General features: G+C 57.7%; 23 protein-coding genes and 4 tRNA genes. 12 read left to right on the plus strand and 15 right to left on the minus strand.

Translation table 11 applies throughout. From position 1 onward, the window contains the following. The first annotated feature begins 21 nt into the window (after positions 1-21). On the plus strand, positions 22-1,155 hold the full coding sequence (locus AB6K10_RS09825; RefSeq protein WP_159341699.1) for an AI-2E family transporter: 1,134 nt from the start codon (positions 22-24) through the stop codon (positions 1,153-1,155). Positions 1,156-1,242: 87 nt separating this feature from the next. Here AB6K10_RS09825 and trxA read toward each other — a convergent pair whose 3' ends face one another. Next, positions 1,243-1,626, minus strand: a complete 384-nt coding sequence (gene trxA, locus AB6K10_RS09830; protein WP_159341700.1) for a thioredoxin — start codon at positions 1,624-1,626, stop codon at positions 1,243-1,245. A 276-nt stretch (positions 1,627-1,902) separates the two neighbouring features. Here trxA and cysB point away from each other — a divergent pair, with 276 nt between their 5' ends. Continuing rightward, positions 1,903-2,877: an HTH-type transcriptional regulator CysB gene (cysB, locus tag AB6K10_RS09835; protein WP_339118594.1), complete on the plus strand. Its 975-nt coding sequence runs from the start codon at positions 1,903-1,905 to the stop codon at positions 2,875-2,877. Between the two features lie 59 nt (positions 2,878-2,936). Here cysB and AB6K10_RS09840 read toward each other — a convergent pair whose 3' ends face one another. Both AB6K10_RS09840 and pabB read right to left on the minus strand, forming a co-directional pair. After that, on the minus strand, positions 2,937-3,557 hold the full coding sequence (locus tag AB6K10_RS09840) for a phosphoadenosine phosphosulfate reductase family protein (protein WP_285262563.1): 621 nt from the start codon (positions 3,555-3,557) through the stop codon (positions 2,937-2,939). Positions 3,558-3,675: 118 nt separating this feature from the next. Next, positions 3,676-5,034, minus strand: coding sequence for an aminodeoxychorismate synthase component I (pabB, locus tag AB6K10_RS09845; RefSeq protein WP_339118595.1), 1,359 nt, complete (start codon positions 5,032-5,034; stop codon positions 3,676-3,678). Between the two features lie 250 nt (positions 5,035-5,284). On the opposite strand from pabB, the gene AB6K10_RS09850 reads away from it, so the two are divergent. The 5 genes from AB6K10_RS09850 (at position 5,285) to prpF (ending at position 12,077) form a co-directional block, all read left to right on the plus strand. Further along, entirely contained in the window at positions 5,285-6,028 is a 744-nt protein-coding gene (locus tag AB6K10_RS09850; RefSeq protein ID WP_285262561.1) for a GntR family transcriptional regulator, read from the plus strand. A 12-nt stretch (positions 6,029-6,040) separates the two neighbouring features. Further along, positions 6,041-6,940 (plus strand): methylisocitrate lyase, encoded by a 900-nt coding sequence (gene prpB / locus AB6K10_RS09855; protein WP_285262560.1) that lies wholly within the window; start codon positions 6,041-6,043, stop codon positions 6,938-6,940. An 80-nt stretch (positions 6,941-7,020) separates the two neighbouring features. Further along, positions 7,021-8,148, plus strand: coding sequence for a 2-methylcitrate synthase (prpC, locus tag AB6K10_RS09860; RefSeq protein WP_339118596.1), 1,128 nt, complete (start codon positions 7,021-7,023; stop codon positions 8,146-8,148). A 31-nt stretch (positions 8,149-8,179) separates the two neighbouring features. Beyond that, positions 8,180-10,819 carry a Fe/S-dependent 2-methylisocitrate dehydratase AcnD gene (acnD, locus tag AB6K10_RS09865; RefSeq protein WP_339118597.1) on the plus strand — a complete coding sequence of 880 codons (2,640 nt, stop codon included), beginning with the start codon at positions 8,180-8,182 and terminating at the stop codon, positions 10,817-10,819. 79 nt (positions 10,820-10,898) lie between these two features. Then, complete coding sequence (gene prpF / locus AB6K10_RS09870; protein ID WP_339118598.1) at positions 10,899-12,077, plus strand: 2-methylaconitate cis-trans isomerase PrpF; 1,179 nt, start codon at positions 10,899-10,901, stop codon at positions 12,075-12,077. Between the two features lie 66 nt (positions 12,078-12,143). On the opposite strand, the gene AB6K10_RS09875 is transcribed toward prpF, so the two are convergent. Beyond that, positions 12,144-12,428 carry a ComEA family DNA-binding protein gene (locus AB6K10_RS09875; protein ID WP_339118599.1) on the minus strand — a complete coding sequence of 95 codons (285 nt, stop codon included), beginning with the start codon at positions 12,426-12,428 and terminating at the stop codon, positions 12,144-12,146. A 273-nt stretch (positions 12,429-12,701) separates the two neighbouring features. Between AB6K10_RS09875 and pyrF the strand changes: the two genes are divergently transcribed. Then, entirely contained in the window at positions 12,702-13,403 is a 702-nt protein-coding gene (gene pyrF, locus AB6K10_RS09880; RefSeq protein WP_253017304.1) for an orotidine-5'-phosphate decarboxylase, read from the plus strand. Here pyrF and lapB read toward each other — a convergent pair whose 3' ends face one another. From lapB to AB6K10_RS09895, 3 genes are all read right to left on the minus strand, one after another. Then, the gene (gene lapB / locus AB6K10_RS09885; RefSeq protein WP_159341709.1) at positions 13,404-14,597 is read right to left on the minus strand and encodes a lipopolysaccharide assembly protein LapB; all 1,194 of its coding nucleotides are present in this window, start codon (positions 14,595-14,597) and stop codon (positions 13,404-13,406) included. Next, complete coding sequence (locus tag AB6K10_RS09890) at positions 14,598-14,903, minus strand: lipopolysaccharide assembly protein LapA domain-containing protein (RefSeq protein WP_159341710.1); 306 nt, start codon at positions 14,901-14,903, stop codon at positions 14,598-14,600. A 98-nt stretch (positions 14,904-15,001) separates the two neighbouring features. Continuing rightward, the gene (locus AB6K10_RS09895; RefSeq protein ID WP_139525607.1) at positions 15,002-15,298 is read right to left on the minus strand and encodes an integration host factor subunit beta; all 297 of its coding nucleotides are present in this window, start codon (positions 15,296-15,298) and stop codon (positions 15,002-15,004) included. Between the two features lie 222 nt (positions 15,299-15,520). Here AB6K10_RS09895 and AB6K10_RS09900 point away from each other — a divergent pair, with 222 nt between their 5' ends. Both AB6K10_RS09900 and AB6K10_RS09905 read left to right on the plus strand, forming a co-directional pair. Then, positions 15,521-15,814: a succinate dehydrogenase assembly factor 2 gene (locus AB6K10_RS09900; RefSeq protein WP_159341711.1), complete on the plus strand. Its 294-nt coding sequence runs from the start codon at positions 15,521-15,523 to the stop codon at positions 15,812-15,814. Continuing rightward, positions 15,774-16,172: a hypothetical protein gene (locus tag AB6K10_RS09905; RefSeq protein WP_339118600.1), complete on the plus strand. Its 399-nt coding sequence runs from the start codon at positions 15,774-15,776 to the stop codon at positions 16,170-16,172. The genes AB6K10_RS09900 and AB6K10_RS09905 overlap by 41 nt, the downstream gene beginning before the upstream one ends. 4 nt (positions 16,173-16,176) lie before the next feature. Here AB6K10_RS09905 and nadB read toward each other — a convergent pair whose 3' ends face one another. The 7 genes from nadB to uvrY form a co-directional block, all read right to left on the minus strand. Continuing rightward, positions 16,177-17,763 (minus strand): L-aspartate oxidase, encoded by a 1,587-nt coding sequence (nadB, locus tag AB6K10_RS09910; RefSeq protein WP_339118601.1) that lies wholly within the window; start codon positions 17,761-17,763, stop codon positions 16,177-16,179. A gap of 192 nt (positions 17,764-17,955) precedes the next feature. After that, positions 17,956-18,042, minus strand: a tRNA-Leu gene (locus tag AB6K10_RS09915). A gap of 39 nt (positions 18,043-18,081) precedes the next feature. Then, a tRNA-Cys gene (locus tag AB6K10_RS09920) sits at positions 18,082-18,155 on the minus strand. A gap of 26 nt (positions 18,156-18,181) precedes the next feature. After that, positions 18,182-18,256, minus strand: a tRNA-Gly gene (locus tag AB6K10_RS09925). Between the two features lie 99 nt (positions 18,257-18,355). Further along, positions 18,356-18,904, minus strand: a complete 549-nt coding sequence (gene pgsA / locus AB6K10_RS09930; protein WP_339118602.1) for a CDP-diacylglycerol--glycerol-3-phosphate 3-phosphatidyltransferase — start codon at positions 18,902-18,904, stop codon at positions 18,356-18,358. A gap of 99 nt (positions 18,905-19,003) precedes the next feature. Then, entirely contained in the window at positions 19,004-20,818 is a 1,815-nt protein-coding gene (uvrC, locus tag AB6K10_RS09935) for an excinuclease ABC subunit UvrC (protein ID WP_339118603.1), read from the minus strand. A gap of 46 nt (positions 20,819-20,864) precedes the next feature. Beyond that, entirely contained in the window at positions 20,865-21,515 is a 651-nt protein-coding gene (uvrY, locus tag AB6K10_RS09940; RefSeq protein WP_139525612.1) for a UvrY/SirA/GacA family response regulator transcription factor, read from the minus strand. Between the two features lie 174 nt (positions 21,516-21,689). On the opposite strand from uvrY, the gene AB6K10_RS09945 reads away from it, so the two are divergent. Then, a tRNA-Ala gene (locus AB6K10_RS09945) sits at positions 21,690-21,765 on the plus strand. A 94-nt stretch (positions 21,766-21,859) separates the two neighbouring features. On the opposite strand, the gene argF is transcribed toward AB6K10_RS09945, so the two are convergent. After that, the gene (gene argF / locus AB6K10_RS09950; protein ID WP_159341715.1) at positions 21,860-22,780 is read right to left on the minus strand and encodes an ornithine carbamoyltransferase; all 921 of its coding nucleotides are present in this window, start codon (positions 22,778-22,780) and stop codon (positions 21,860-21,862) included. A gap of 217 nt (positions 22,781-22,997) precedes the next feature. On the opposite strand from argF, the gene grxD reads away from it, so the two are divergent. Continuing rightward, on the plus strand, positions 22,998-23,348 hold the full coding sequence (gene grxD, locus AB6K10_RS09955; protein ID WP_159341716.1) for a Grx4 family monothiol glutaredoxin: 351 nt from the start codon (positions 22,998-23,000) through the stop codon (positions 23,346-23,348). Positions 23,349-23,422: the final 74 nt, after the last annotated feature.

Consider the following 23,422-nt stretch of genomic DNA (forward strand, 5'->3'; position numbering starts at 1 on the left):
TAACATGCTAAGGAAAGGGCTATGTCGAAGTTGTCGGATGAGGATTATCGAAGTATTCCGCTCAATGCCACGCTGGCGCTCGCTGCGCTGGTGGTGATCATTGCGGGCATGAAAGTAGGGGCTGATTTATTGGTGCCGCTGTTGCTAGCGGTGTTCATTGCCGTGGTATGTACCTCTCCCGTTCAGTGGCTGCATCACTGCGGCCTCAGCCGACGAATGTCGGCGTTGATTACGCTGTTGGTCTTGGTGGGGTTTCTATCGCTGATTGGCTTACTGGTGGTCAATAGCTTTAGTACCTTCGTCGAGGCGCTGCCGGACATCGAGTCCAGGCTCTATGAGCACTATTGGGATCTGCTCAATACGTTGGCTTCCCATGGATTGGCCATCGATCCCGATCAGCTCAGCTCTATGTTCGCCATGGAGGAAGACGGCTCCTGGGTTGCCACGCTGTTGGGGGAACTTGGTTCGCTGTTCATGCAGGGCAGTATCGTCGCACTGCTGGTGATCTTCATGCTGTTCGAGACGCTGCACTTCCGCGATAAGGTGTCGCGCGCACTCGAGAATCCCGCGCCAAGCCTCAAGCGGTTCAGCGAGTTCAGTTTGACGTTGAAACGCTATTTGGCGGTGAAAACCGTGATTAGTCTGGCGACCGGCGTGCTGGTATGGCTCTCATGCCTGATGGTGGGGGTGGAATTCCCGCTGCTCTGGGGGGTGCTGGCCTTTGCGCTCAATTTCATCCCCAACATCGGTTCAGCACTGGCGGCGATTCCTCCGGTGCTGCTGCTCTTGGTCTCCCAGGATGGCGGTTTGCTACAGGCATTTTTGTTGGCCTCTGCGTATCTCGTCATCAATTTCATTTTGGGTAACTTGATCGAGCCGCGAGTGATGGGCCAAGCGCTGGGGTTATCCACTTTCGTGGCGTTTCTTTCGCTAGTGGTATGGGGGTGGATCTTTGGTGCAGCGGGTATGTTGCTATCGGTAGTGCTCACCATGACGTTGAAAATCGCGCTGGATAGTCATCCACAAACGCGCTGGATTGCCCACTTGCTGGGGCCTGGCAGGCAACGAAACGTGCAGGTAAGACGACCTGGCGATGCGCGCCGACCGCCATGGCGGCGTGGCGTGTGGTCTAAGCGTGAAGAGAGCGACGTTTGATGACTAGGCGCGGCGGCTGGTGAAAGAGAGACGTGAAGAAAGGGGGGCGGCGTTACCGCTGGCAGTGCCAGCGGTAACGTAAACGGCTTAGGCGTTCTGGTCGATGAACTGCGTCAGCTGAGACTTGGATTGCGCACCGACCAGAGAGGCAACCTTGGTGCCCGACTTGAACAGCATCACGGTCGGTACACCGCGGACGCCCTGTTCGGCGGCGATTTCCGGGGCATCATCAACGTTCACGCTGACGACTTTCAGATTGTCGCCACGCTCGGCGGCCACTTCATCGACAACAGGTGCCATGACTTTACACGGGCCGCACCAGGGGGCCCAGAATTTCAGCAGGACAGGCTGTTCGGCGTTGAGGACTTCTTGCTCAAAATTGGCGTTGGTGACATCAACATTGGTAGCCATTTGCTTCTCCCGTTTGCGTTGCTCTTGCTGTTTCGTTGCCTCAAATGGAGCAACGGTCATTACGCGATATATTAGCGCACTTTCACCGCGCCAAGTTGCCAGATGTTAGCGGGCGAGAAGGGTGCTGGCAAATTCCTGATGCGATTTGTCCTTAAATAGAAAAAATTAATAGATATCCATAGTCTCTATTTTTTATACTATAAGGGAATTATAAGCCGTTTTTTTATTCAAAAATGTGCTCATTGAGCCATGGTAACCGGGCGCTTGACCAAGCACAGAGTTGCAGCGCGAGGATGCGCTTTTACGTGCTTCCTGCATAGATAATAAGGTGAGGATATGAAGCTACAGCAACTTCGCTATATCTGGGAAGTCAATCGACACAATCTCAACGTTTCGGCGACGGCCCAGAGCCTGTTCACGTCCCAGCCGGGCATTTCCAAACAGATTCGCTTGCTTGAGGATGAGTTGGGGGTCGAAATTTTTGCCCGCAGCGGCAAGCACCTGACCCGTGTCACGCCTGCCGGGCAGTCGATCATCGAACTGGCTGGGCAGGTGCTCAAGCTTACTGAGAATATCAAGCAAGTGGCTCAAGAGCACAGCGACGAACGTCGCGGCAGCCTGTCCATTGCGACCACCCATACCCAGGCGCGCTATGCCCTGCCGCCGATCATCAGTGAATTCACCCTGAAATACCCGGAAGTGGCGCTGCACATGCAGCAGGGCACGCCTAAGCAAATTGCGCAGATGGTGAGCGAGGGGCAGGCGGACTTTGCCATTGCCACGGAGTCGTTGGAACTGTTTACCGACTTGGTGCTGCTGCCCTGCTATCGCTGGAATCGCTGCGTGCTGGTGCCGAAAGAGCACCCCTTGGCCACCTTATCAGGCCCGTTGACCCTGGAGGCGTTGGCCGAGCACCCGTTGGTGACGTACGTCTTTGGCTTTACCGGACGTTCACAGCTCGACGATGCCTTCAAAGCAAAAGGTCTGACGCCCAACGTTGTCCTCACCGCTGCCGACGCGGACGTGATCAAGACCTACGTACGTTTGGGAATGGGCGTGGGCATCGTTGCGCACATGGCCGTTGATTCCTCCCTGGATAGCGATTTGGTCGCTCTGGATGCTAGCCATCTATTTGCCAGCTCGACGACGAAAATCGGCATTCGGCGTGGAACCTTCATGCGTGGCTACATGTACGACTTCTTGGCGCGTTTTGCGCCGCACTTGACCCGTGACCGGGTGGACGAGGCGCTCATGGCCGGGCCACGCTTCGAACAGGCGCTGTTCGAAGGGGTCGAGCTGCCCGAGTATTGAGCAAAAAAAACCTGCTCCGACGCTACGTCGGAGCAGGTGATGTGTCCATGGTTGGCCGCTCAGTGCTGAAGGTGCAAGCCACACTCGCGCTTCTCTTCCACTTTGGTGGGATCGAAGTAGTCGAAGTTGTTGGGCAGGTCGTGGGCTTCTAAGTAGTAGTACATGTCTTTGGCGGTCCACTGCAGCAGTGGGGCCACTTTCAGTAAGCCGTCGCTGTTGCGGCTGACGACCTGCATCTTTGCCCGTTCTGGCGTATCTTCGGCGCGCAGTGCGGTAAACCATACGTCAGGCTGCATCTCACGCAGCGCGCGTTCAAAAGGTTCCAGCTTTACTTCTTGAGTGAAGGCAGCGTGGCGCGGGTCATCGATGCCGGGCATGGGGCCGTCCAGCGCTTCACGATGAGCGCGAGTACGCGTTGGCAAAAAGCTGACGATATTCAAATTCAAGCGCTGAATCAGCGCATCGGCGAACTGGTAAGTCGCTTCGGTGTTATAGCCGCTATCCATCCAGACGATGGGAATGTCCGGACGCACTTGCGTCACCATGTGCAGGATGACGGCTTCGAACGGGCGGAAGTTGGTGGTGCAGATCGGGCGCTCGCCCTGACTGAACGCCCACTCGATGAGTCCTTGTGGGTCGTTGGCAAAATCGCGATTGATCTGTTCAAGCGTTGAGGACATGCGGCCTCCTTTGTGAAATAGCGTGCAATGTCTCTAGGCTACCAAAGGCGAGGGGCTTCTCCCCAATACCGTTTGGTTAGGCTTTTATATTTCTTTTCGATGTAAGAAGGCAGTGCGCTTATTCCAAAGCGCTGATCAAGTGGCGAATCTTGTCCAGCGTCTCGGTGTACTCTTCGCCTGCCTGCGAATCGGCCACCAATCCGCCGCCGCCCCACACATGTAGGTCACCCCTGTCAGCCACCATCGTGCGTATGGCAATCGACGTATCCATGCTGCCGCGCACGTCGATATAGCCCAAGCTGCCGCAATACACGCTGCGTTGGCAGGGTTCCAGCTCATCGATGATCTGCATCGCCCGTATTTTGGGGGCGCCGGTAATCGAGCCGCCGGGGAAGGCGGCCGTCAGCAATGAAAGCGGTGAGTGTTGAGGTGCCAGACGACCTTGCACCACGCTGACCAAGTGGTGAACGTTGGGGTAGCTCTCTAACTGACATAGCTGCGGCACGCGAATGGAGCCAGGTACGCACACACGGCCCAAATCGTTACGCAGAAGATCCACGATCATGACGTTTTCGGCACGGTCTTTGGTGCTCTTGAGCAGGTCTTCAGCCAGCACGCGGTCTTCTTCGGACGTTTTGCCCCGTGGCCGAGTGCCTTTGATGGGGCGCGTTTCCACCAAGCCATCACGACTTTGGATGAAACGCTCGGGAGAAAGCGACAGAACGGCGTGATCGCCCCAGGCCATGAAGCCGGAAAAAGGCGTGGGCGTGGCTTCCCTGAGCTGGAGATAGGCCTGCCACTCGTCGCCTTCGTAACGCGCCGAGAAGCGCTGCGCGAGGTTGATTTGATAGCAATCCCCGGCGCGAATATAGCGCTGCACGGCATCGAATCGCTCGGTGTAGGTCGCTTGGCTGAGCTCTGGCGAAAATCGCCGAGTAAGTTTAAACGGCGCTACCGGCGCATCGGGCGCCGCCAGCCACGCCATCACCTGTTCACGACGCGCCGGACTGCCTACGAACCACGCTTGCTCGTTCACATGGTCAAGTGTAATGCACCAATCAAATAGCCCTACGCGTAATGAGGGTAGGTGAGTGGCTGCCGGGTGTTGGCTAGCAATATCGGCGAGATCGCGGCCCAGATCGTAGCTCCAATACCCCATCAGCCCGCCCAGAAAAGGCAGTTCGCTCTCCTCGTTAGCGTCAGGTAGCTGCTCTAGCAGCCACTGCTGCTGCGCCGTGACGTCGTTTGCAAGTGAAACGGGTAGCGTCAGCGTGTCAGATGAGAAGAGCGTGTCGCCCTCTGAGGTGATCGCTAGCGTTGCCAGCGGATCGCTGCTGACGATGTCGAAACGGCCGGTCGTCGCTTTTGGGCGGCCGCTATCGAGCAGCACAGCGCCGGGGCGGTGTCGCAATTTGGCGAAGATCGCCAAAGGATCGGTAGAGTAGGGCAGGGCTGAAATCGTCAACGCCGTTGTCATGAAGCAAACGCCAAGCCAGTGGGGGCGACGTATTTTAGAGGTCGCGACTTGATGACACCAGTGCCGTCGTCGACGCCTTTCTCACGCAGTCAGGCAGAAAAGGCTTATAAAACGCTGATTGTTGACACTGTTTGGGAGAGAAGGCGGATGCTTGCAACGAAAGGTGAATAAAAACGCCTATTTCGTATGGTTGACGGGGGAAAAGCAGCGGGCTAAAGTTCTTTTATTCCCTAATTGTCGACAATTTGCCATGACGTTACTTGCTACTACTTCCTCGACTTCTGATGAAACCGCTGCCGAGCCGGTATCGCCAGAGGTACGCACGCTCGCGGAGCGCGTGTTTCATCAGCTACAGAGCGCCATCGTGCGCGGCGAGCTAGCGCCAGGCAGTAAAATTACCGAGCCTGGGCTCTCCAAAACCTACGGTATCTCCCGTGGGCCGTTACGAGAAGCCATGCGTCGATTAGAAGCCCACCGTCTGATCGAACGTGTACCCCATGTGGGGGCTCGGGTGGTCAAACTTTCCATGAAAGAGCTATTGGAGCTGTTTGACGTGCGCGAAGCCTTGGAGAGCATGGCGGCCCGCTTGGCCGCCGAGCATATGTCACCAGAGGAAATACAGGGGCTACGCGACGTGCTGGCACTGCATGAAAGCCAAGGCGATTTAAAACGCGGTGAAGCCTACTACCAGCGGGAAGGCGACCTGGACTTCCATTATCGCATCGTTCAGGGCAGCCACAACAAAATGCTCATGAATTTGCTGTGCGACGACCTTTACTACTTGGTGCGCCTCTACCGTACTCAGTTTAGCGCCAGCGGTACGCGGCCCCAGCGGGCGTTTGTCGAGCACCACCGCATCGTCGATGCCATCGAAGCAGGTGACGCCGAACTGGCCGAGCTATTGATGCGTCGCCATGTCAGCGCTTCCCGTGCCAATGTGGCTGACCGCTACGCCGCTATCCTCGAACAACAATCCACAACAACGTCCGATTAGGAGTCCACACTCATGTCGATCACCTCCTCCACGCTGACCCCCGGGGCACGCTTTCGCGCCGCGCTGGAAGCCAATCGCCCGCTGCCGATTTTAGGCACCATCAACGCCTATACGGCCATGATGGCCGAGCGAGTAGGGCATCAAGCCATTTACCTTTCCGGTGGCGGGGTGGCGAACGCGTCGTTTGGCCTGCCGGATCTGGGCATGACCACCATGAACGACGTAGTGGAAGATGCACACCGTATTTGCGGCGCGACGGACCTGCCGCTGCTGGTAGATATTGATACTGGCTGGGGCGGTGCATTCAACATTGCCCGCACCGTGAAAGAGATGCAGCGGGCGGGTGTGGCCGCCGTTCACCTGGAAGATCAGGTCGCGCAAAAGCGCTGCGGCCACCGGCCGAACAAGGCTATCGTCTCGCAGCAAGAGATGGTAGACCGCATCAAAGCCGCTGCCGATGCCAAGCTGGACCCGGATTTCTACCTGATTGCCCGCACCGATGCGTTCCAAAAAGAGGGGCTGGATGCGGCCATCGAGCGGGCGAACGCCTGCGTGGAAGCGGGTGCTGACGCTATCTTCGCTGAAGCGGTGCATACGCTGGATGACTATCAGGCGTTCTGCCAGCGAGTGAATGCCCCCATTCTGGCCAACATTACCGAGTTCGGCGCGACGCCGCTGTTTACTCAGCAAGAGCTGGGTGAAGTGGGCTGCCGCATGGTGCTCTACCCGCTGTCGGCGTTCCGCGCCATGAACGCGGCCGCGCTGAAGGTGTACCAGAGCATTTTAGAGAATGGCCATCAGCGTGAGGTGGTCGACACCATGCAAACCCGCGATGAGCTATACGACTTTTTGAACTACCACGACTTCGAACAGAAGCTCGACGCGCTGTTCGCCGAGCAGAAAGACGCGTAAGCCGCGCGTTCGGTTGTCACTAGTTTGACCCACCACATTGACCAACAACTCTTATAAATAAGCACGTCAGGAGACATCACATGGCTGATAAACCGTTAGCAGGTGCAGGATTACGAGGGCAGAGTGCTGGCGCCACCGCGCTATGTACAGTGGGTAAAACCGGTTCTGGCCTGACCTATCGTGGTTTCGATATCAAAGAGCTGGCTGAAAAGGCCAAATTTGAAGAAGTCGCTTACCTGCTGTTGAAAGGAAAGCTGCCTAACCAAGCCGAGCTGGACCACTACATTGCCAAGCTCAAAGGCCTGCGTGGCCTGCCTGATGCGCTGAAAACCGTGCTGGAGCAGATTCCTAAAGACGCTCACCCGATGGACGTGATGCGCACCGGGGCCTCCATGCTGGGCAACCTGGAAACTGAAGAGAGCTTTGACGAGCAGCAGGATGTGGCGGACCGCCTGCTGGCCGTGCTCCCCTCGATTATTTGTTATTGGTACCGTTTCAGCCATGACGGCGTGCGTATCGACACCAAAACCGATGACGCCTCGGTAGGCGGTCACTTCCTGCATATGCTGCGCGGCGAACCCGCCTCCGAACTGCATGCCCGCGTGATGAACGTTTCGCTGATTCTCTATGCCGAGCATGAGTTCAACGCCTCTACCTTTACTGCACGGGTGTGCGCGTCGACGCTGTCGGATATGCACTCCTGCGTCACCGGTGCGATCGGTTCGCTGCGCGGCCCGCTACACGGCGGTGCCAACGAAGCGGCCATGGCGATGATCGAGAACTGGGCATCGCCAGAGGAGGCAGAGAGGGAAATGCTGGGCATGCTGGAGCGTAAAGAGAAGATCATGGGCTTTGGCCACGCGATCTATCGGGAGTCGGACCCGCGCAACGCCATCATCAAGGAGTGGTCGAAGAAACTAGCGGATGACGTTGGTGACACCGTACTCTATCCCGTCTCTGTTCGCTGTGAAGAGGTAATGTGGCGGGAGAAGAAGCTGTTCTGCAACGCCGATTTCTTCCATGCCAGCGCCTACCACTTCATGGATATTCCCACCAAGCTGTTTACGCCGATTTTTGTGATGTCACGGCTGACCGGCTGGGCTGCGCACGTGTTCGAGCAGCGTGCCAATAACCGCATTATTCGCCCCAGCGCCGATTACATCGGTCCAGAGAAGAGCGAATGGGTACCCATCGAAGCGCGTGACTAATCGGTTGCGTGGTGACTAAGTGAGAGGCGTTATGAACACGAATTATCGCAAGCCGCTACCGGGCGTTCTGGTAGAGGGCGAGCCGGTAGAGTTCTTCGATGCACGCCAAGCGGTCGAGGATATCCAGCACGGCGCCTATGCCAAACTGCCCTACACCTCGCGCGTATTGGCCGAACAGCTGGTACGTCGCTGTGACCCTGAGCTGCTCACTGATGCGCTAAAACAGCTCATTGAGCGCAAGCAGGATTTAGATTTTCCCTGGTACCCGGCGCGAGTGGTATGTCACGACATTCTTGGTCAGACCGCACTGGTAGATTTAGCTGGCCTGCGTGATGCCATTGCTAATAAAGGCGGTGACCCGGCCAAGGTCAACCCGGTAGTGCCCACTCAGCTGATCGTCGACCACTCGTTGGCCGTCGAACATGCGGGTTTTGAGAAGGATGCCTTCGAGAAAAACCGCCAAGTGGAGGATCGTCGTAACGATGACAGATTCCACTTTATTAACTGGACCAAGCTGGCGTTTGAAAACGTCGATGTGATTCCCCCCGGCAACGGCATCATGCACCAGATCAACCTGGAAAAGATGTCCCCCGTGGTGCAGTGCCGCCCCGATGAGCAGGGTATGCGTATCGCCTACCCGGACACCTGCGTGGGCACCGATAGCCATACGCCGATGGTGGATGCATTAGGGGTAATCTCCGTGGGGGTCGGCGGCTTGGAAGCGGAGAGCGTCATGCTGGGCCGCGCCTCCATGATGCGCCTGCCGGATATTGTCGGAGTTGAACTTACCGGCAAACTGCAGCCGGGGATTACCGGCACGGATATGGTGCTGGCGATTACCGAGTTTCTGCGTAAAGAGCGGGTAGTGGGCGCTTACTTAGAGTTCTACGGCGAAGGGGCGGACGCGCTGACCGTGGGCGACCGCGCCACGATTTCCAACATGACGCCGGAGTATGGTGCCACGGCAGCGATGTTCTACATCGATAACCAAACCATTGAGTATCTCAAGCTCACTGGTCGTGAAGATGAGCAAGTCGCGCTGGTGGAAGCCTACGCTAAGCATACTGGGCTGTGGGCAGATGATCTCAAGAGTGCCTACTACGAGCGAGTGCTAACGTTTGATCTCTCAAGCGTGGCGCGTACGTTGGCTGGCCCTTCTAACCCTCATGCCCACCTGCCTACGTCCGAGCTGGCCAAGCGGGGTATCGCCATCGACTTGGATAAAGCCCGGGCCGATGAGCAGGCAGGCAAAATGCCGGATGGCGCGGTGATTATTGCCGCCATCACCAGCTGCACCAATACGTCCAACCCGCGCAATATGGTGGCGGCGGGGCTGATTGCTCGCAACGCCAACCGATTAGGGTTGACCCGTAAACCGTGGGTGAAGTCGTCGCTGGCCCCTGGCTCGAAAACCGTCAAGATGTATTTAGAAGAAGCGCACTTGATGGACGAGTTAGAGAATCTTGGCTTTGGGGTGGTGGCCTACGCCTGTACCACCTGTAACGGGATGTCTGGTGCGCTGGAGCCGCACATTCAGCAAGAAATCATTGACCGCGACCTGTACGCCACGGCGGTACTTTCCGGTAACCGTAACTTCGATGGGCGTATTCACCCCTACGCCAAGCAGGCGTTTTTGGCCTCACCGCCGCTGGTCGTGGCGTATGCCATTGCGGGTACCATCCGCTTTGATATCGAAAAAGACGTGCTGGGGTATGACACGCAGGGCAATCCGGTCACGCTTAAGGACATCTGGCCCGACGATAGTGAAATCGATGCTATCGTGAAGTCGGCGGTGAAGCCCGAGCAGTTCCGCCAAACCTACATCCCGATGTTCGATCTGGATAAAAGTGCGCGTACGCAGGTAAGCCCGCTGTATGAATGGCGACCCCAGAGTACCTACATTCGCCGCCCGCCCTATTGGGAAGGCAATATGGCGAAAGAGCGCGGGCTGAAGGGCATGCGCCCGCTGGCGATTCTGCCGGACAACATCACCACCGACCACCTTTCGCCTTCCAATGCCATCATGCTCGATAGCGCGGCGGGGGAGTACCTGCACAAGATGGGCCTGCCGGAGGAGGACTTTAACTCCTACGCCACCCACCGCGGGGATCACCTGACCGCCCAGCGGGCCACCCTGGCGAATCCGAAACTGTTCAACGAAATGGTCCACGACGAGCAGGGCAAGGTGCTGCAGGGGTCGCTGGCGCGGATCGAGCCGGAGGGCAAGGTGACCCGCATGTGGGAAGCCATCGAGACCTACATGGCCCGTAAGCAGCCGCTGATCATTATTGCCGGAGCGGATTATGGCCAAGGCTCGTCCCGTGACTGGGCCGCCAAAGGCGTCGCGCTCGCAGGAGTGGAAGCCATTGTCGCCGAAGGCTTTGAGCGCATCCACCGCACGAACCTGATCGGTATGGGCGTCATGCCCCTGCAGTTCGAGGAGGGCACCACGCGGAAAACCCTTGAGCTGGACGGCACGGAGGTCTTCGATGTGGAAGGCACGCCTGAACCCCGCGCCATGCTCACGCTGGTCATCCACCGCACTAGCGGCAGCACCGAGCGCGTGCCGGTGGTTTGCCGATTGGATACGGCTGAAGAAGTGACCATCTATTCAGCCGGTGGCGTGCTGCAGCGGTTTGCTCAAGACTTTTTGGAATCCTCCGTTGCCTAGTGGCTACCGCGCGATGGTAAGGGTGTGATGGATAGCGAATAGCCTGGCAGTTGCCAGGCTATTGTTTAAGAGGTGCGTCATGGCTCATAAAGCACAAATCCGTATTCCCGCCACCTATATGCGGGGCGGTACCAGTAAGGGCGTTTTTTTTACCCTGAGCGACCTACCCTCCGCCGCTCAGGTGCCGGGTGAGGCGCGGGATAAGCTGCTGCTGCGGGTGATAGGCAGCCCCGACCCTTATGAAAAACAAATTGATGGCATGGGGGGCGCTACGTCCAGCACCAGCAAAACGGTGATTCTCTCGAAGAGTGACTCGCCCGATCACGATGTGGATTACCTGTTCGGTCAAGTCTCTATCGATAAGCCCTTTGTGGACTGGAGCGGTAACTGCGGCAATCTATCCGCGGCGGTAGGGCCTTATGCTATCGCCAACGGCTTAGTTGACCCTGCCAAGGTGCCGCACAACGGCATCGCGGAAGTGCGTATTTGGCAGGTCAATATTCAGAAAACCATTGTTGCCCAAGTGCCTATGACCGATGGTGAGGTACAAGAGACCGGCGATTTTGAGTTGGATGGCGTCACCTTTCCGGCGGCAGAAATCCCCGTCGCGTTTATGGACCCTGCCGACGGCGAGGGCGCGATTTTCCCCACTGGCAACGTGGTCGATGACCTAGAGGTGCCGGGCGTTGGTGTCCTGAAAGCAACGTTGATTAACGCCGGAATCCCAACGGTGTTCGTCAATGCCGAGGCGTTGGGTTATACCGGATGTGAGCTTCAAGAAGCGATCAATGGAGATGCCAAGGCGCTGGCAATGTTTGAGACGATTCGCGCCCATGGGGCCGTCCGCATGGGGCTGATTAACCATGTGGAAGAGGCCGCCAGCCGTCAGCACACCCCTAAAGTGGCGTTTGTAGGCCCCCCGGCCAGTTATACGGCGTCGAGTGGTAAAGCCGTCCATGCGGACGATATTGACCTTGTCGTGCGGGCGCTCTCCATGGGCAAGCTACACCATGCCATGATGGGCACGGCGGCAGTGGCGATTGGCGCAGCAGCGGCGATTCAAGGCACGTTGGTGAATATGGCCGCAGGAAGCGTCGAGCATGACGCGGTGACGTTTGGGCATCCGTCTGGATCACTGCGGGTTGGGGCGAAAGCCAGTTTGGTCGATGGGCGTTGGCAGATCGATCAGGCGCTGATGAGCCGCAGTGCCCGGGTATTGATGGAGGGTGAGGTCCGTATCCCCAGCGATACCCTCTGATCGGTGGAGGCATTCTGCCGCCGCTGGCTAGTGCCAAGCGGCGGCAGAGCACGGCGATGGCTCGCGTTACTCGTCGAACGTGACCTGATCGCGCATGCGATCCACCGTGGCAGGCCCAATGCCATTGACGCGAGTCAGATCATCGGCGTCGGTGAAAGCACCGTTGGTTTCGCGCTCTTCAATGATGGCGGCGGCGCGGCTGGGGCCGATACCCGGTAGTTCGGTCAACAGCTCTTCATCGGCGCTATTGACGTTAATGAGGGCAACGGTTTGCGCTAACGTGGCACTGGACAAGCCCAGGCTTAGGCTGATGAGCAGTGCGATAACAAAGCGTTTGACGGTTGTTGGCATGATTCATGTCCCTTTTTTGGTGCTTCGGAGCCAGCCACGTGCTCAACGTGATGGCGAGTAAACGCGGTCACCTTCATGGTCGCCGCCTTAATGAACTTAATCTTTTCAAAACGTAAGCGCTGTAAGCGATCAACGATAGCATTTGTAAGTCTTTTGCTACGGGAAGATGGCGAATCGCTTACACAGCTCCCTTAGTGAGACTGGTACACTTAGCGCGTATCACCCGTCAAAGACGTCGTTGTCCACCAGCGTTCACGAACACGGAGTAAGCGCGTGCCCACCGATTCCCCCCTGATTATTGCCTTGGATTACCCTTCACTCGATGCGGCGCTCTGCATGGCCGACCAACTCGACCCGGCCCGTTGCCGCGTCAAAGTCGGTAAAGAGCTATTTACCCGGAGTGGCCCAGCCGTGCTGGAAGCGCTTCATGGTCGCGGCTTTGAGGTGTTTCTGGACCTGAAATTTCATGACATTCCAAACACGGTAGCCAGTGCCGTACAAGCGGCGGCGGAGCAGGGCGTGTGGATGGTGAACGTACACGCTTCGGGTGGGCGCAAAATGATGGAAGCGGCCGCCAAGCGGCTTGCCGACCATCGGCTCACCACGCATCTGATTGCGGTCACGGTGTTGACCAGTATGCAGTCGGAGGACTTGGCAGAGGCCGGCGTTACGGCAAGCCTCGCCGAGCAGGTCATGCGACTGGCCACCCTGACGCAGCAGAGTGGCTTGGACGGAGTGGTCTGTTCGGCACAAGAGGCGGCGCACATTCAGGCGCAGTGTGGCAACGCTTTTTTGAAAGTCACCCCTGGCATTCGGCCACGCTTTGCCGCGGCGAACGACCAGCAGCGCATCATGACACCCGCTGACGCGATGCAGGCGGGCAGCACTCACTTGGTAGTAGGGCGTCCGGTGACGCAGGCCGAAGACCCCATGGCCGCGCTGGCAGCCATCGAGGCAGAGCTTGCCGGCGTGTGATTATTCGCCCTCGACGCCAGTGATCGGTTTGATCGTTCCCCAGCGGCGACAGCTCGGGCATTGCCATGCCAGGCTGTCGCTGCTGAAACCGCAGCGTCGGCATCGGTGGCGAGGCCTGCCGGTCAGCAGGGCGTGAGTGTGGTGCTTCAGTAGCAACAGTCGCGTATCCGGTGTGTCTTTACCCGCGAGTCGTTCACTCTCGAGGTAAAGGTCCACCAGGTAATCTAGCCCGCCCAAACTCGGTGCCTCGCCCAGCCATTCACCGGTGCGTTCGATGGCACTGTCCACTCCTTCTCGTTGATGCACTAGGGCTCCCAACGCCACGATGACGCTGGTATAGGGGGCTTCCCCTAGCAGTTTGTACAGATGGGTTTCCAGGCCGGGCAGGTCATCGTTGCGAGTGTAAGCACGCTGCAGCGCGGGCAGCATGGTCGGAATGTGGGCAATGTCCTGCTGTGGAATGTGGTCGAGCCGCTCGATGGCTTTGGCGTAGTGGCCATTATCCATCTCCAGCTCGGCCAGCATCAGGGTGGCACGCACACAGCGTTCATCCAACTGTAGTGCTTTCTTGAGGTGTTTACGCGCAAGTGCGCGGCTGGACTGGTCGATCTCTTGCTGCGCAAGTTCGCACAGCCAGTGAGAAGCGGGGCGACGCATGGCCGGTTGCTGTTTCATCAGTGGCTGGACGACCTCTAACGCGTCCTGCCACTCTTTTTCCCGTTCGAGGAGGTCGATCAACAGCCGTTTGGCCTCTAGGCGCAGCCCTTCATGATGGGTGTGTTCCAGCAGAGTGCGCAGTAATCGTTGCGCTCTGTCATGCACGCCTAGGGCGATAAAATCACGTGCGAGTTCGAGCTGAATGGTTTCGTTGGTCGTGGTCGAGAGGGCGGGGCGGGCGAGCAGGTTCTGATGGATGCTCACGGCTTTGTCCGCTTCACCCCGTGAACGAAACAGTTTACCCAAGGCAATGTGGGTATCGACGGTATCGCTGTTGACATCCAATGCATGGATGAAGGTCTTGATGGCTTCGTCGGGCTGCTCGTTCAATAAGTAGTTGAGCCCGACGAAATACTCTCGAGAGAGACCCGGAGGGCGAGCGGGGCGCTGAGGGCGGCGGTGGGCATAGCGTATCCCCAGGCCAAAGCCGATGGCTATGGCTGCCAAGAGAACGCCTAGCAGCACCGCATCCTGCATTTACGCCAGTTCCTTAAACCCCTGGGTACGTAAACGATCGAGCTCTTTACGCTGCTGCTTGTTGTGACGCTCGCTGCGAGCAAGCTGCGCCTTCAGGCGCACGTAAACGCCCAGCATGGCCAACATGCCCACGATGACGCCGACCGCTAACGTGGCCAGCAACCACACGGACAGCGATACGGCGGGCAGCTCGGCCCAGATCAGGTTCAAGGGAATCGCCTGCTGGTTATTGACGGCAAACAGAATGCCGACCAGCAGCACTACCAATAAAATAACGGCCAGAATCAGCCCTTTGATCCAACGCATGAGAGTTTCCTAGTCAGTGACGTTCACGATGCTGCTATTGTGTCTGAGTCTGGGCGTGGCGTCATCCCGCAGAAGGTCGGATAGCGCTATTCGGACGCTTAATAGCCTAGCGCACGGCTGGCATCGACTTGCTCACGCAGCTCCTTACCCGGTTTGAAGTGCGGCACGTACTTGCCGTCCAGGTCGACCGGATCACCGGTTTTGGGGTTACGCCCCGTGCGTGGCTCGCGATAGTGGAGTGAGAAACTACCAAAACCACGGATCTCCACTCGCCCTCCGTTGGCGAGCGCATCGGTCATATCATCTAAAATAATACGCACCGCCGTTTCGACTTCTTTGGCGGATAGCTCCGGTTGACGCATCGCAATTTGTTCGATTAGTTCAGATTTGGTCATCGGTTGGCTCCCTGCGAACTTTAAAGGCCGTAACGCGCATGCGACCTCGATAACTTCGAAATCAGCATACTGCGCATAACCGCATAAAACAATTCAGATAAAACAAGGTACTAGGTAAGTAAGTACGAAGCTGAATAACAGCATAGGCGATGCTCGGCGCTGGCGCGACCCAACAGCTTCGGTATACTGGCTTTTCATTTCATTTACTCGGAGAGGCTAACGTTGAGCGACGATACTTCCCCTGCTGCCGTTCTGCGAAAGCGGCTTTATTGGCACTCCCGGCGCGGTATGTGGGAGCTGGATCTGCTGTTGATCCCTTTTTTGGAGCAACGCTTCGATACGCTGAGCGAGCAGGAGCAACAGACTTACCAGCGGTTGATCGACGAGGAGGATCAAGATTTGTTCGTGTGGTTGATGCACCGTGAGTGGCCTGAAGATCCGGCGCTGCGCCACCTCGTGCAGATGATCGTTGAACATGCTGAAACCACCGACAACGCTGCATATCGCACGCTCTAAAATGGCTATGGGCGTACAAAGCGCCCTGGTGACGGGCTTGGTGTTACTCGCCGCGTGGACGTTAGGCGTTTGGCTAGGTGCAATGGTGCTCGCCGCCGGTGTCTGGCTGACCATCAAGGCGTATCGAGCCCAGCCGAGCGGTGAGCTTCGTTTGGTTCAGCGTGGCGGTCAGTGGGAAGGTAGTTGGCTGCAGAGCACAGGAGAGGCAGGGGTGGTGCTGGGTGTCAGCTGCGACTATTTAGGACCCTGGCTGGTGGGTCTGCGCATCGGTTCCCAGCGCCTGTGGGTGTGGCCCGACTCTTCGGCGACTGCCAATCAACGCGCGCTGCGCCGCTGTTTTCATCGGCCGGGTCGCTGAGGCGTCAGTCCAACTGATCCAGTGTTAATTGCGAGGGGCGTGTATCCACGGCACGGTTGGGCCAGTCGGTCGAGTAGTGCAATCCTCGCGATTCGTGGCGCTGTGCGGCAGCCATGACCGTCATTTTGGCCAGCGTCAGTGCCTGCTTGAAACGCACGCTCTCCGGGTGGTTCTTCGTTGAGTCGCTCGTTTCCCACTCCTTCGTTAGTGCGGCCAGTGCTTCATTGGCGGCCGCCAGCCCATGATCGCTTCTGACGATGGAGACGTATTGGCTCATGATGCCACGCATCGCGCGCCGCCACTCCAGTAGTTGGTGAGTGTTTAGAGGAGCGTCAGGGCGTAGAAGAGTCGCCTTTCCGACGTCTGTCGGCAGTGTCTTGGGCGGGTGTGATAAAGAAGCGCATAAGTGCTGCGCACAGCTGCGTGCGTATACCAAGCATTCGAGTAGCGAATTGCTAGCCATTCGGTTGGCGCCGTGTAAGCCGGTGTAGGCGGTTTCGCCAATCGCATAGAGATTGGCGACCTGCGTGGCCCCCACATGGTTCGTGGCAACGCCGCCGCAGCTATAGTGGGCGGCTGGCACGACGGGGATCGGTTGACGAATGATGTCGATCCCTCGAGTGGCGCAGTGGGCCAAAATCGTTGGGAAGTGATGGCGTATGGCGGCTTCACCCAAGTGGCGAATATCTAGCCAAACGTGCCCGAGTGTGCCCCGTTGAATTTGCGCATCGATGGCTCGGGCCACCACGTCTCTTGGTGCTAACTCGGCGCGGGCATCCAGGTCGGGCATGAAGCGGTGGCCTGCTTCATTGAGCAGGTGTCCCCCTTCGCCGCGCACGGCTTCGCTGATGAGAAAGGCGGGGCCATCGGGGTCGAAGAGGCAGGTTGGGTGGAACTGCTGGAACTCCAGATTGCATAGCGTTGCACCAAGCTCTGCGGCCATCATCATTCCTTCGCCGCTACTGGGCGAGGGCGTTGTCGTATGACGATAGAGCCCGCTGGCTCCGCCGGTCGCTAGTATCGTCCGGTGGGCGAAAAGCCGTTGTACCCGTTGGGCGCTGTCCACGCCTTGGGCGCCAATGCAGCGGCCGTCAGCATCCTGAAGCAAGTTCACAATGGTGATGTCACTACGCTGAGTGATGCGAGGGTGCGCCGCGACCTTGCTCACCAGGGTGTCGACGACGGCGCGGCCCGTCGCATCGTCGGCGTGAATGATACGACGGGCATTGTGTCCGCCTTCACGGGTGAGGTGATAGGGGTAGCGGGCATTCGGATCGGGGTCGGGAGTAAACGGCACGCCGTTGTCGATGAGCCACTGAATCGCATTCGGCCCGTGCGTCACGGTGAAGCGAACGGCGTCTTCGTCACACAGGCCGTCACCGGCAATCAGCGTGTCCTTTATGTGATCGTCCAAGCGGTCATCTGGTGATAGTACGGCAGCGATGCCCCCTTGTGCCCAGCGACTGGCGCCTTGGTCATCCTGGGCAGGGCGAACCAGGGTAACTGACAAATGATCAGCAACTTCTAACGCTAAGGTCAGTCCAGCGACGCCGCCACCAATAATCACGATGTCAGATGTTAGCGTGCTCATTCGGCCCGCTCCTTCCAATCACGAATAGAGTAAGAAGAGGCATCATAGCGTGACGACATAGCCCAAGCGATGCGTTTGCGCAAAAAAATCAGCGGGTTGGTAGGCAGTGAGGGGAGAATAGACACAAAAAAAGCCGCGTCGATGTAAACATCTCGCAGCGTCATCTATTCATTATTTCGAGTGAGTCATCAATGGTGCCCGGAGCCGGACTTGAACCGGCACGGAGTTACCTCCGAGAGATTTTAAGTCTCTTGCGTCTACCAATTTCGCCATCCGGGCAGTGTATCGGTGCCATGAAAGCCATCGCTACACTGAAAATGGAGGCTGGAGTCGGAATCGAACCGGCGTACACGGAGTTGCAGTCCGCTGCATAACCACTCTGCCATCCAGCCTAACAAGTCATTGGTATCAACCAAATTGGAGCGGGAAAAGAGATTCGAACTCTCGACCCTCGCCTTGGCAAGGCGATGCTCTACCACTGAGCTATTCCCGCTCGACTCGAGGGCGAATTATACGCATCGCCACGCGCTTGTCAAACAATCAATTTATCAATGGGTTCAAAGAGCTACTTTGCGACTCTGAATCAAGCCGCTCACATGGAGCGGCTCAGGTGTGGCCAAGCGGCCTTTAGGTACTGGGCCATGGACCACAGCGTCAGCGCGGCGGCGACGTACAGAACGACAACGCCTAAGAGGGCAATCTGGTGCCCCGGTGGGAAAGCCAAAAGCACCAAAATGGCGATCATCTGTAGCGTGGTTTTCAGTTTACCGATCCAGGAGACAGCAACCATGCCACGTTTGCCCATTTCGGCCATCCACTCGCGCAGCGCCGAAATGACGATTTCACGCCCGATGATGACCAGAGCGGGAAGCGTAAGGACTAACGTATCGAAGCGCTCGATAAGCAGGGCAAGGGCCACGGCGACCATCAGTTTATCCGCCACGGGATCCAAGAAGGCGCCGAAGGGCGTAGATTGATTCCAGCGACGGGCGAGGTAGCCGTCCAGCCAGTCCGTCACGGAGGCAAGGGCAAACAAGCCCGCAGCCACTGGCATGCTCCAACTAAACGGTAGATAGAAAAGCACGACCAGTAGTGGAATAAAGACGATTCTTGCCAGTGTTAGTATGTTGGGTATATTCATCGCAGGGCGCGATCCTTGCCGGAGAATCATGAAAGTCGGAGTGTAATGTGCGGGTTATTCTATCCCCCTTAGCGCATTGCATCCATGTTAAGAACAAGTTTATCCGTTCAATGCCGTATAAATGGCTTCTGCGAGCGAGGCGTTGATGCCGGGTACCCTGGCCAGTTCATCGCGGCTCGCCTTTTGTACGCCCTGTAGGCCGCCGAAGAAGCGCAAAAGTTCACGCCGTCGTTTGGGGCCGATGCCTGGAATGTCTTGCAAGGTAGAGGTGCGTCTCGCTTTGTCTCGTGCGGCTCGGTGCCCTGCAATGGCAAAGCGATGCGACTCGTCGCGAATGTGCTGAATCAAATGCAGCGCTGGCGACGCTGGATCCATTGGCAGCGGGTTGTCGCTACTCTCGAGAAAAAGCGTTTCCAGCCCTGCTTTGCGGGTAGTGCCTTTGGCAACGCCCAGAAGCACGATATTGGTGACCGCCAAATCGTTCAGCACGCCGCGTGCCATGTTGAGCTGCCCTTTGCCGCCGTCCACGATGAGGATATCGGGCGCCACGGCTTCGCCACTTTTGACCCGTTTCAACCGCCGGGTGAGTGCTTGCTGCATGGCCGCGTAGTCATCACCGGCGGCAACGCCCTCAATGCGAAAATGGCGATAGTCGCTTTTGCGTGGGCCTTGATGGTCGAAGACGACGCACGAAGCCACCGTCGCCTCGCCTTGACTGTGGCTGATATCGAAGCACTCCAGGCGTTCTGGCACGTGTTCGAGGCCGAGGGCGTTTTGCAACGCTTCGAAGCGTTGCGTCAACTGAGTCTTGTTGGCTAACTGCGACGCGAGCTGCTGCTCGGCGTTGGTCATGGCCAAATGCTGCCACTGGGCGCGGTGCCCGCGGACTTGGCTGGCGACTCTGACTTTTTTGCCCGCCTGTTGAGATAGAGCCTCTGCAATCAGCGCGCTATCCTCCAGCGGATGGCTGGTAATGACTTCGCCAGGGACGTTATGGGGTTGCCCGAAATAGTACTGGCTGACCACTTCGGTCAGTAGCATGTCTGGCGGTAGGTCGAGATCGTTTTTCGGCGTATGGTGCCGGGCGCCTAGAAGGCGGCCATCGCGCACGCTCAGAATGGAGATGCCGAGCGCGCCAGGTCGCTGGGCCAAGGCAAACACATCGGCGTCGCCGCTTTCATTATCGACGAACTGGCGCTGCTGAAGCTGGCGCAACTGCTGGATTTGGTCGCGTAGGCGGGCGGCTTCTTCGAAGTCGAGCGCTTGGCTGGCGGTCTCCATCTCTTGGGTCAGTAACTGCGTAACGTGCTCGCTCTTACCCTCAAGGCACATCACGGCATGCTCTACATCCCGCCGGTACTCCTCCTCGGAGATATAGTCGACACAAGGAGCGCTGCAGCGCTGGATTTGGTACTGCAAACAGGGGCGAGAGCGGTGGGGGAAAACGCTGTCCTCGCAGTTACGGATGCGGAAGATTTTCTGCATCAGTGTGAGGCTCTCTTTGACCGCGCCGCTGCTTGGGTAGGGGCCTAGATAGCGGCCATCGTCACGCCGCTGACGTGCGCGCTTGTACTCAAGGGCAGGGTAGGGGTGGCGGTCAGTGACGAACACGAAGGGGTAGGACTTGTCGTCACGCAGCAGAATGTTGTACGGCGGGCGAAGCTCTTTGATCAGCGTCTGTTCGAGCAATAGGGCTTCGGTTTCGCTGCGGGTAACGGTGATTTGGATGTCGGCAATACGCGCCACCATGGCCTGAGTTTTAGCGTTGAGCTGGCCACGGAAGTAGCTTGCCAGCCGCGCTTTCAGGCGCTTCGCCTTGCCCACGTAAAGCGTGTTTTGCTCCTCGTCCATCATACGATAAACGCCCGGCGAAGAGCTGACGGAGCTTAAAAACTGCTTGGCATCAAAAGTCATGGCTGGGCATCGGCGCTCTCAAACATCAGAAGAGGCGATGGTAGGTCTATCCCAAGATGGCGTCAAAGCCCTCGACCAGTCCATGGCGTAATGCCAAGTGAGTGAGCTCGACGTCCGTCGCGACCTGTAGCTTGTCAAACAGGCGATAGCGGTATGTGTTTACGGTCTTCGGGCTCAAGTGCAAGCGGTCGGAAATGTCTTGAACGCGTTGGCAGTTGACGATCATCAGCGCGATTTGTAACTCGCGATGTGAAAGGTGGCTGAAAGGGTTGTCTTCGTCGGTGAAGTGCGCCAAGGCGAGGCGCTGGGCAATCTCTTGGCTGACATAGCGGCGGCCATGAAAGACTTGACGGATGGCTTCGGTCATCTCGACGGCATCGGCCCCTTTGCTGAGAAAACCTGAGGCGCCGGCCTCGAGCATCCGTCGTAGTACGCTATCTTCCAAATGCGCAGTGAGAATGATGACTTTGACATCGGCCAAGGTGCGGTGAATGCGCCGTGTGGCTTCGAGTCCACCGATTCCTGGCATGCGAATGTCCATGAGTACGATGTCGGGCTTTAACTGGCGGCACTGGGTGACGGCGCTTTCACCGTCATCGACCTCACCGACGATTTTGATATCGCACTCTTCATTGAGCAGGTGAGCAATACTAGTTCTCACCAGGTGGTGATCATCGGCAATTAAAACGTTGATCAAGGGTCTGGCTCCTGCAGGTAATCATCGTTGGCTCGGGCGATACGCACGCTGCGAATCCATAGAGTGCCACAGCTCTTGGCAAAGGAGAATTAGTTGATGCTTGTTTACTTTAAACCTTGACCTCGTAAAGATTGTCACTTACTATTCGCCCCGCTGCAGGCTACTGCAGTTCGTGGGGCCTTAGCTCAGCTGGGAGAGCGCAACACTGGCAGTGTTGAGGTCAGCGGTTCGATCCCGCTAGGCTCCACCAAATTCTAAAACGCCGCGTTATACACGACGCGGCGTTTTTTTTGTGTTCGTTTTTTATGCGAAGCCCCCACCCTGCATGGCAGGGTGGGGGAGTGCTACGCGTCGACTTTGCCGAGCAGCAAAAACTCGATTAATGCCTTTTGGGCGTGTAAGCGGTTCCCGGCTTCCTGCCAAACCACCGCCCTCGGGTCGTCCAGCAGCGTGTGGCTGATCTCTTCGCCGCGGTGGGCTGGCAGACAGTGCAGGAAGAGAGCGTCGGGTTTGGCAGTATCGAGCATGGCTTCGGTGACTTGGAATCCAGCGAAGTCCGCTTCGCGCTTGGCTTGTTCTGCCTCTTGGCCCATCGATGCCCACACGTCGGTGGTGATGAGGTCAGCGTCTTTGGCAGCGTCTTTGGGGTCGTGGAGTAGCGTGACGCAGTCGCCAGCCGCTTCCATGATGTCAGCGCGTGGCTCGTATCCTTTCGGGCAACATACCCGCAAATGGAAGCCGAACTGGCGAGCGGCGTTGATCCAGGAGTGGCACATGTTGTTGCCATCGCCCACCCATACGGCCGTACGTCCTTTCACGCTGCCACGAAGCTCGGTCCAGGTCATCACGTCTGCCAGCAGTTGGCAGGGGTGATAGTCGTCGCTGAGCGCGTTGATCACTGGCACGCTGCTGGCGCTGGCGTACGTTTCCAAACCTTCATGGGAGAACGTACGAATCATCACGGCGTCGACCATTTCAGACAGCACACGAGCGGTATCTTCGATCGGCTCGCCGCGACCCAGCTGCGTATCGCGAGGAGAGAGAAACAGTGCATGGCCGCCAAACTGCGCCATCCCTGTCTCGAAAGAGACACGGGTGCGCGTGGAGGATTTTTCAAAGATCATCGCCAGCGTGCGATTAGGCAGGGGCGTATAAACGGGGCCGTTGGCTTTCAAGTCCGTTTTGATCTTGATGGCACGCTGGATCAGGTAAGCCAGCTCATCTGGGGATAAATCCAGCAGGGTAAGGAAATGGCGTGTCGCCATGATGACTGCTCTCCGCGCAAAAACACCATCCTAGCGATGCGGCGGGGGATGCGCAACGCGAGCAGCATGCGTAGAATGGCGGCCACGCGTTAAGGCCGAGTAGTTTGCTCAGGTATTGGCGTTGGCCGCCATACCTTGCAATGCTAGCCATGGGGTTAAAGCCAGTGGACGAATTGCGTAGACTGGCTTGGATCACATCACTTGTTAGGAGCACATCATGAGCACCACTGCCGAAAATATTCAGCGTCAAATCAGCGAAAACCCCATTCTGATCTACATGAAAGGCACGCCTCAGCTGCCCCAGTGTGGTTTCTCTGCTCAAACCGTCCAGGCATTGATGAGCTGTGGCGAGCGCTTCGCCTTCGTCAACGTTCTGGACAACCCGGATATCCGCGCAGAACTGCCGAAAATTGCCAACTGGCCGACCTTCCCTCAGCTGTGGGTCGAAGGCGAGTTGGTGGGCGGCTGCGATATCGTGATGGAGATGCACCAAAACGGCGAGCTGGAAAAGCTGGTGAAAGAAGCCGCTCAGCGTGCTGCGGCCGCTGAAGGTGGCGAAAACGCGTAAGCGTGACGCCACAAGTCGCCTGAGCATCGCCGGGCGGTTGGCGGGCTGCGGTGCAGCCGCTAGAATGGTGCGCA

The organism is Halomonas sp. BMC6 (assembly GCF_964204995.1).
Taxonomy (GTDB): domain Bacteria; phylum Pseudomonadota; class Gammaproteobacteria; order Pseudomonadales; family Halomonadaceae; genus Vreelandella.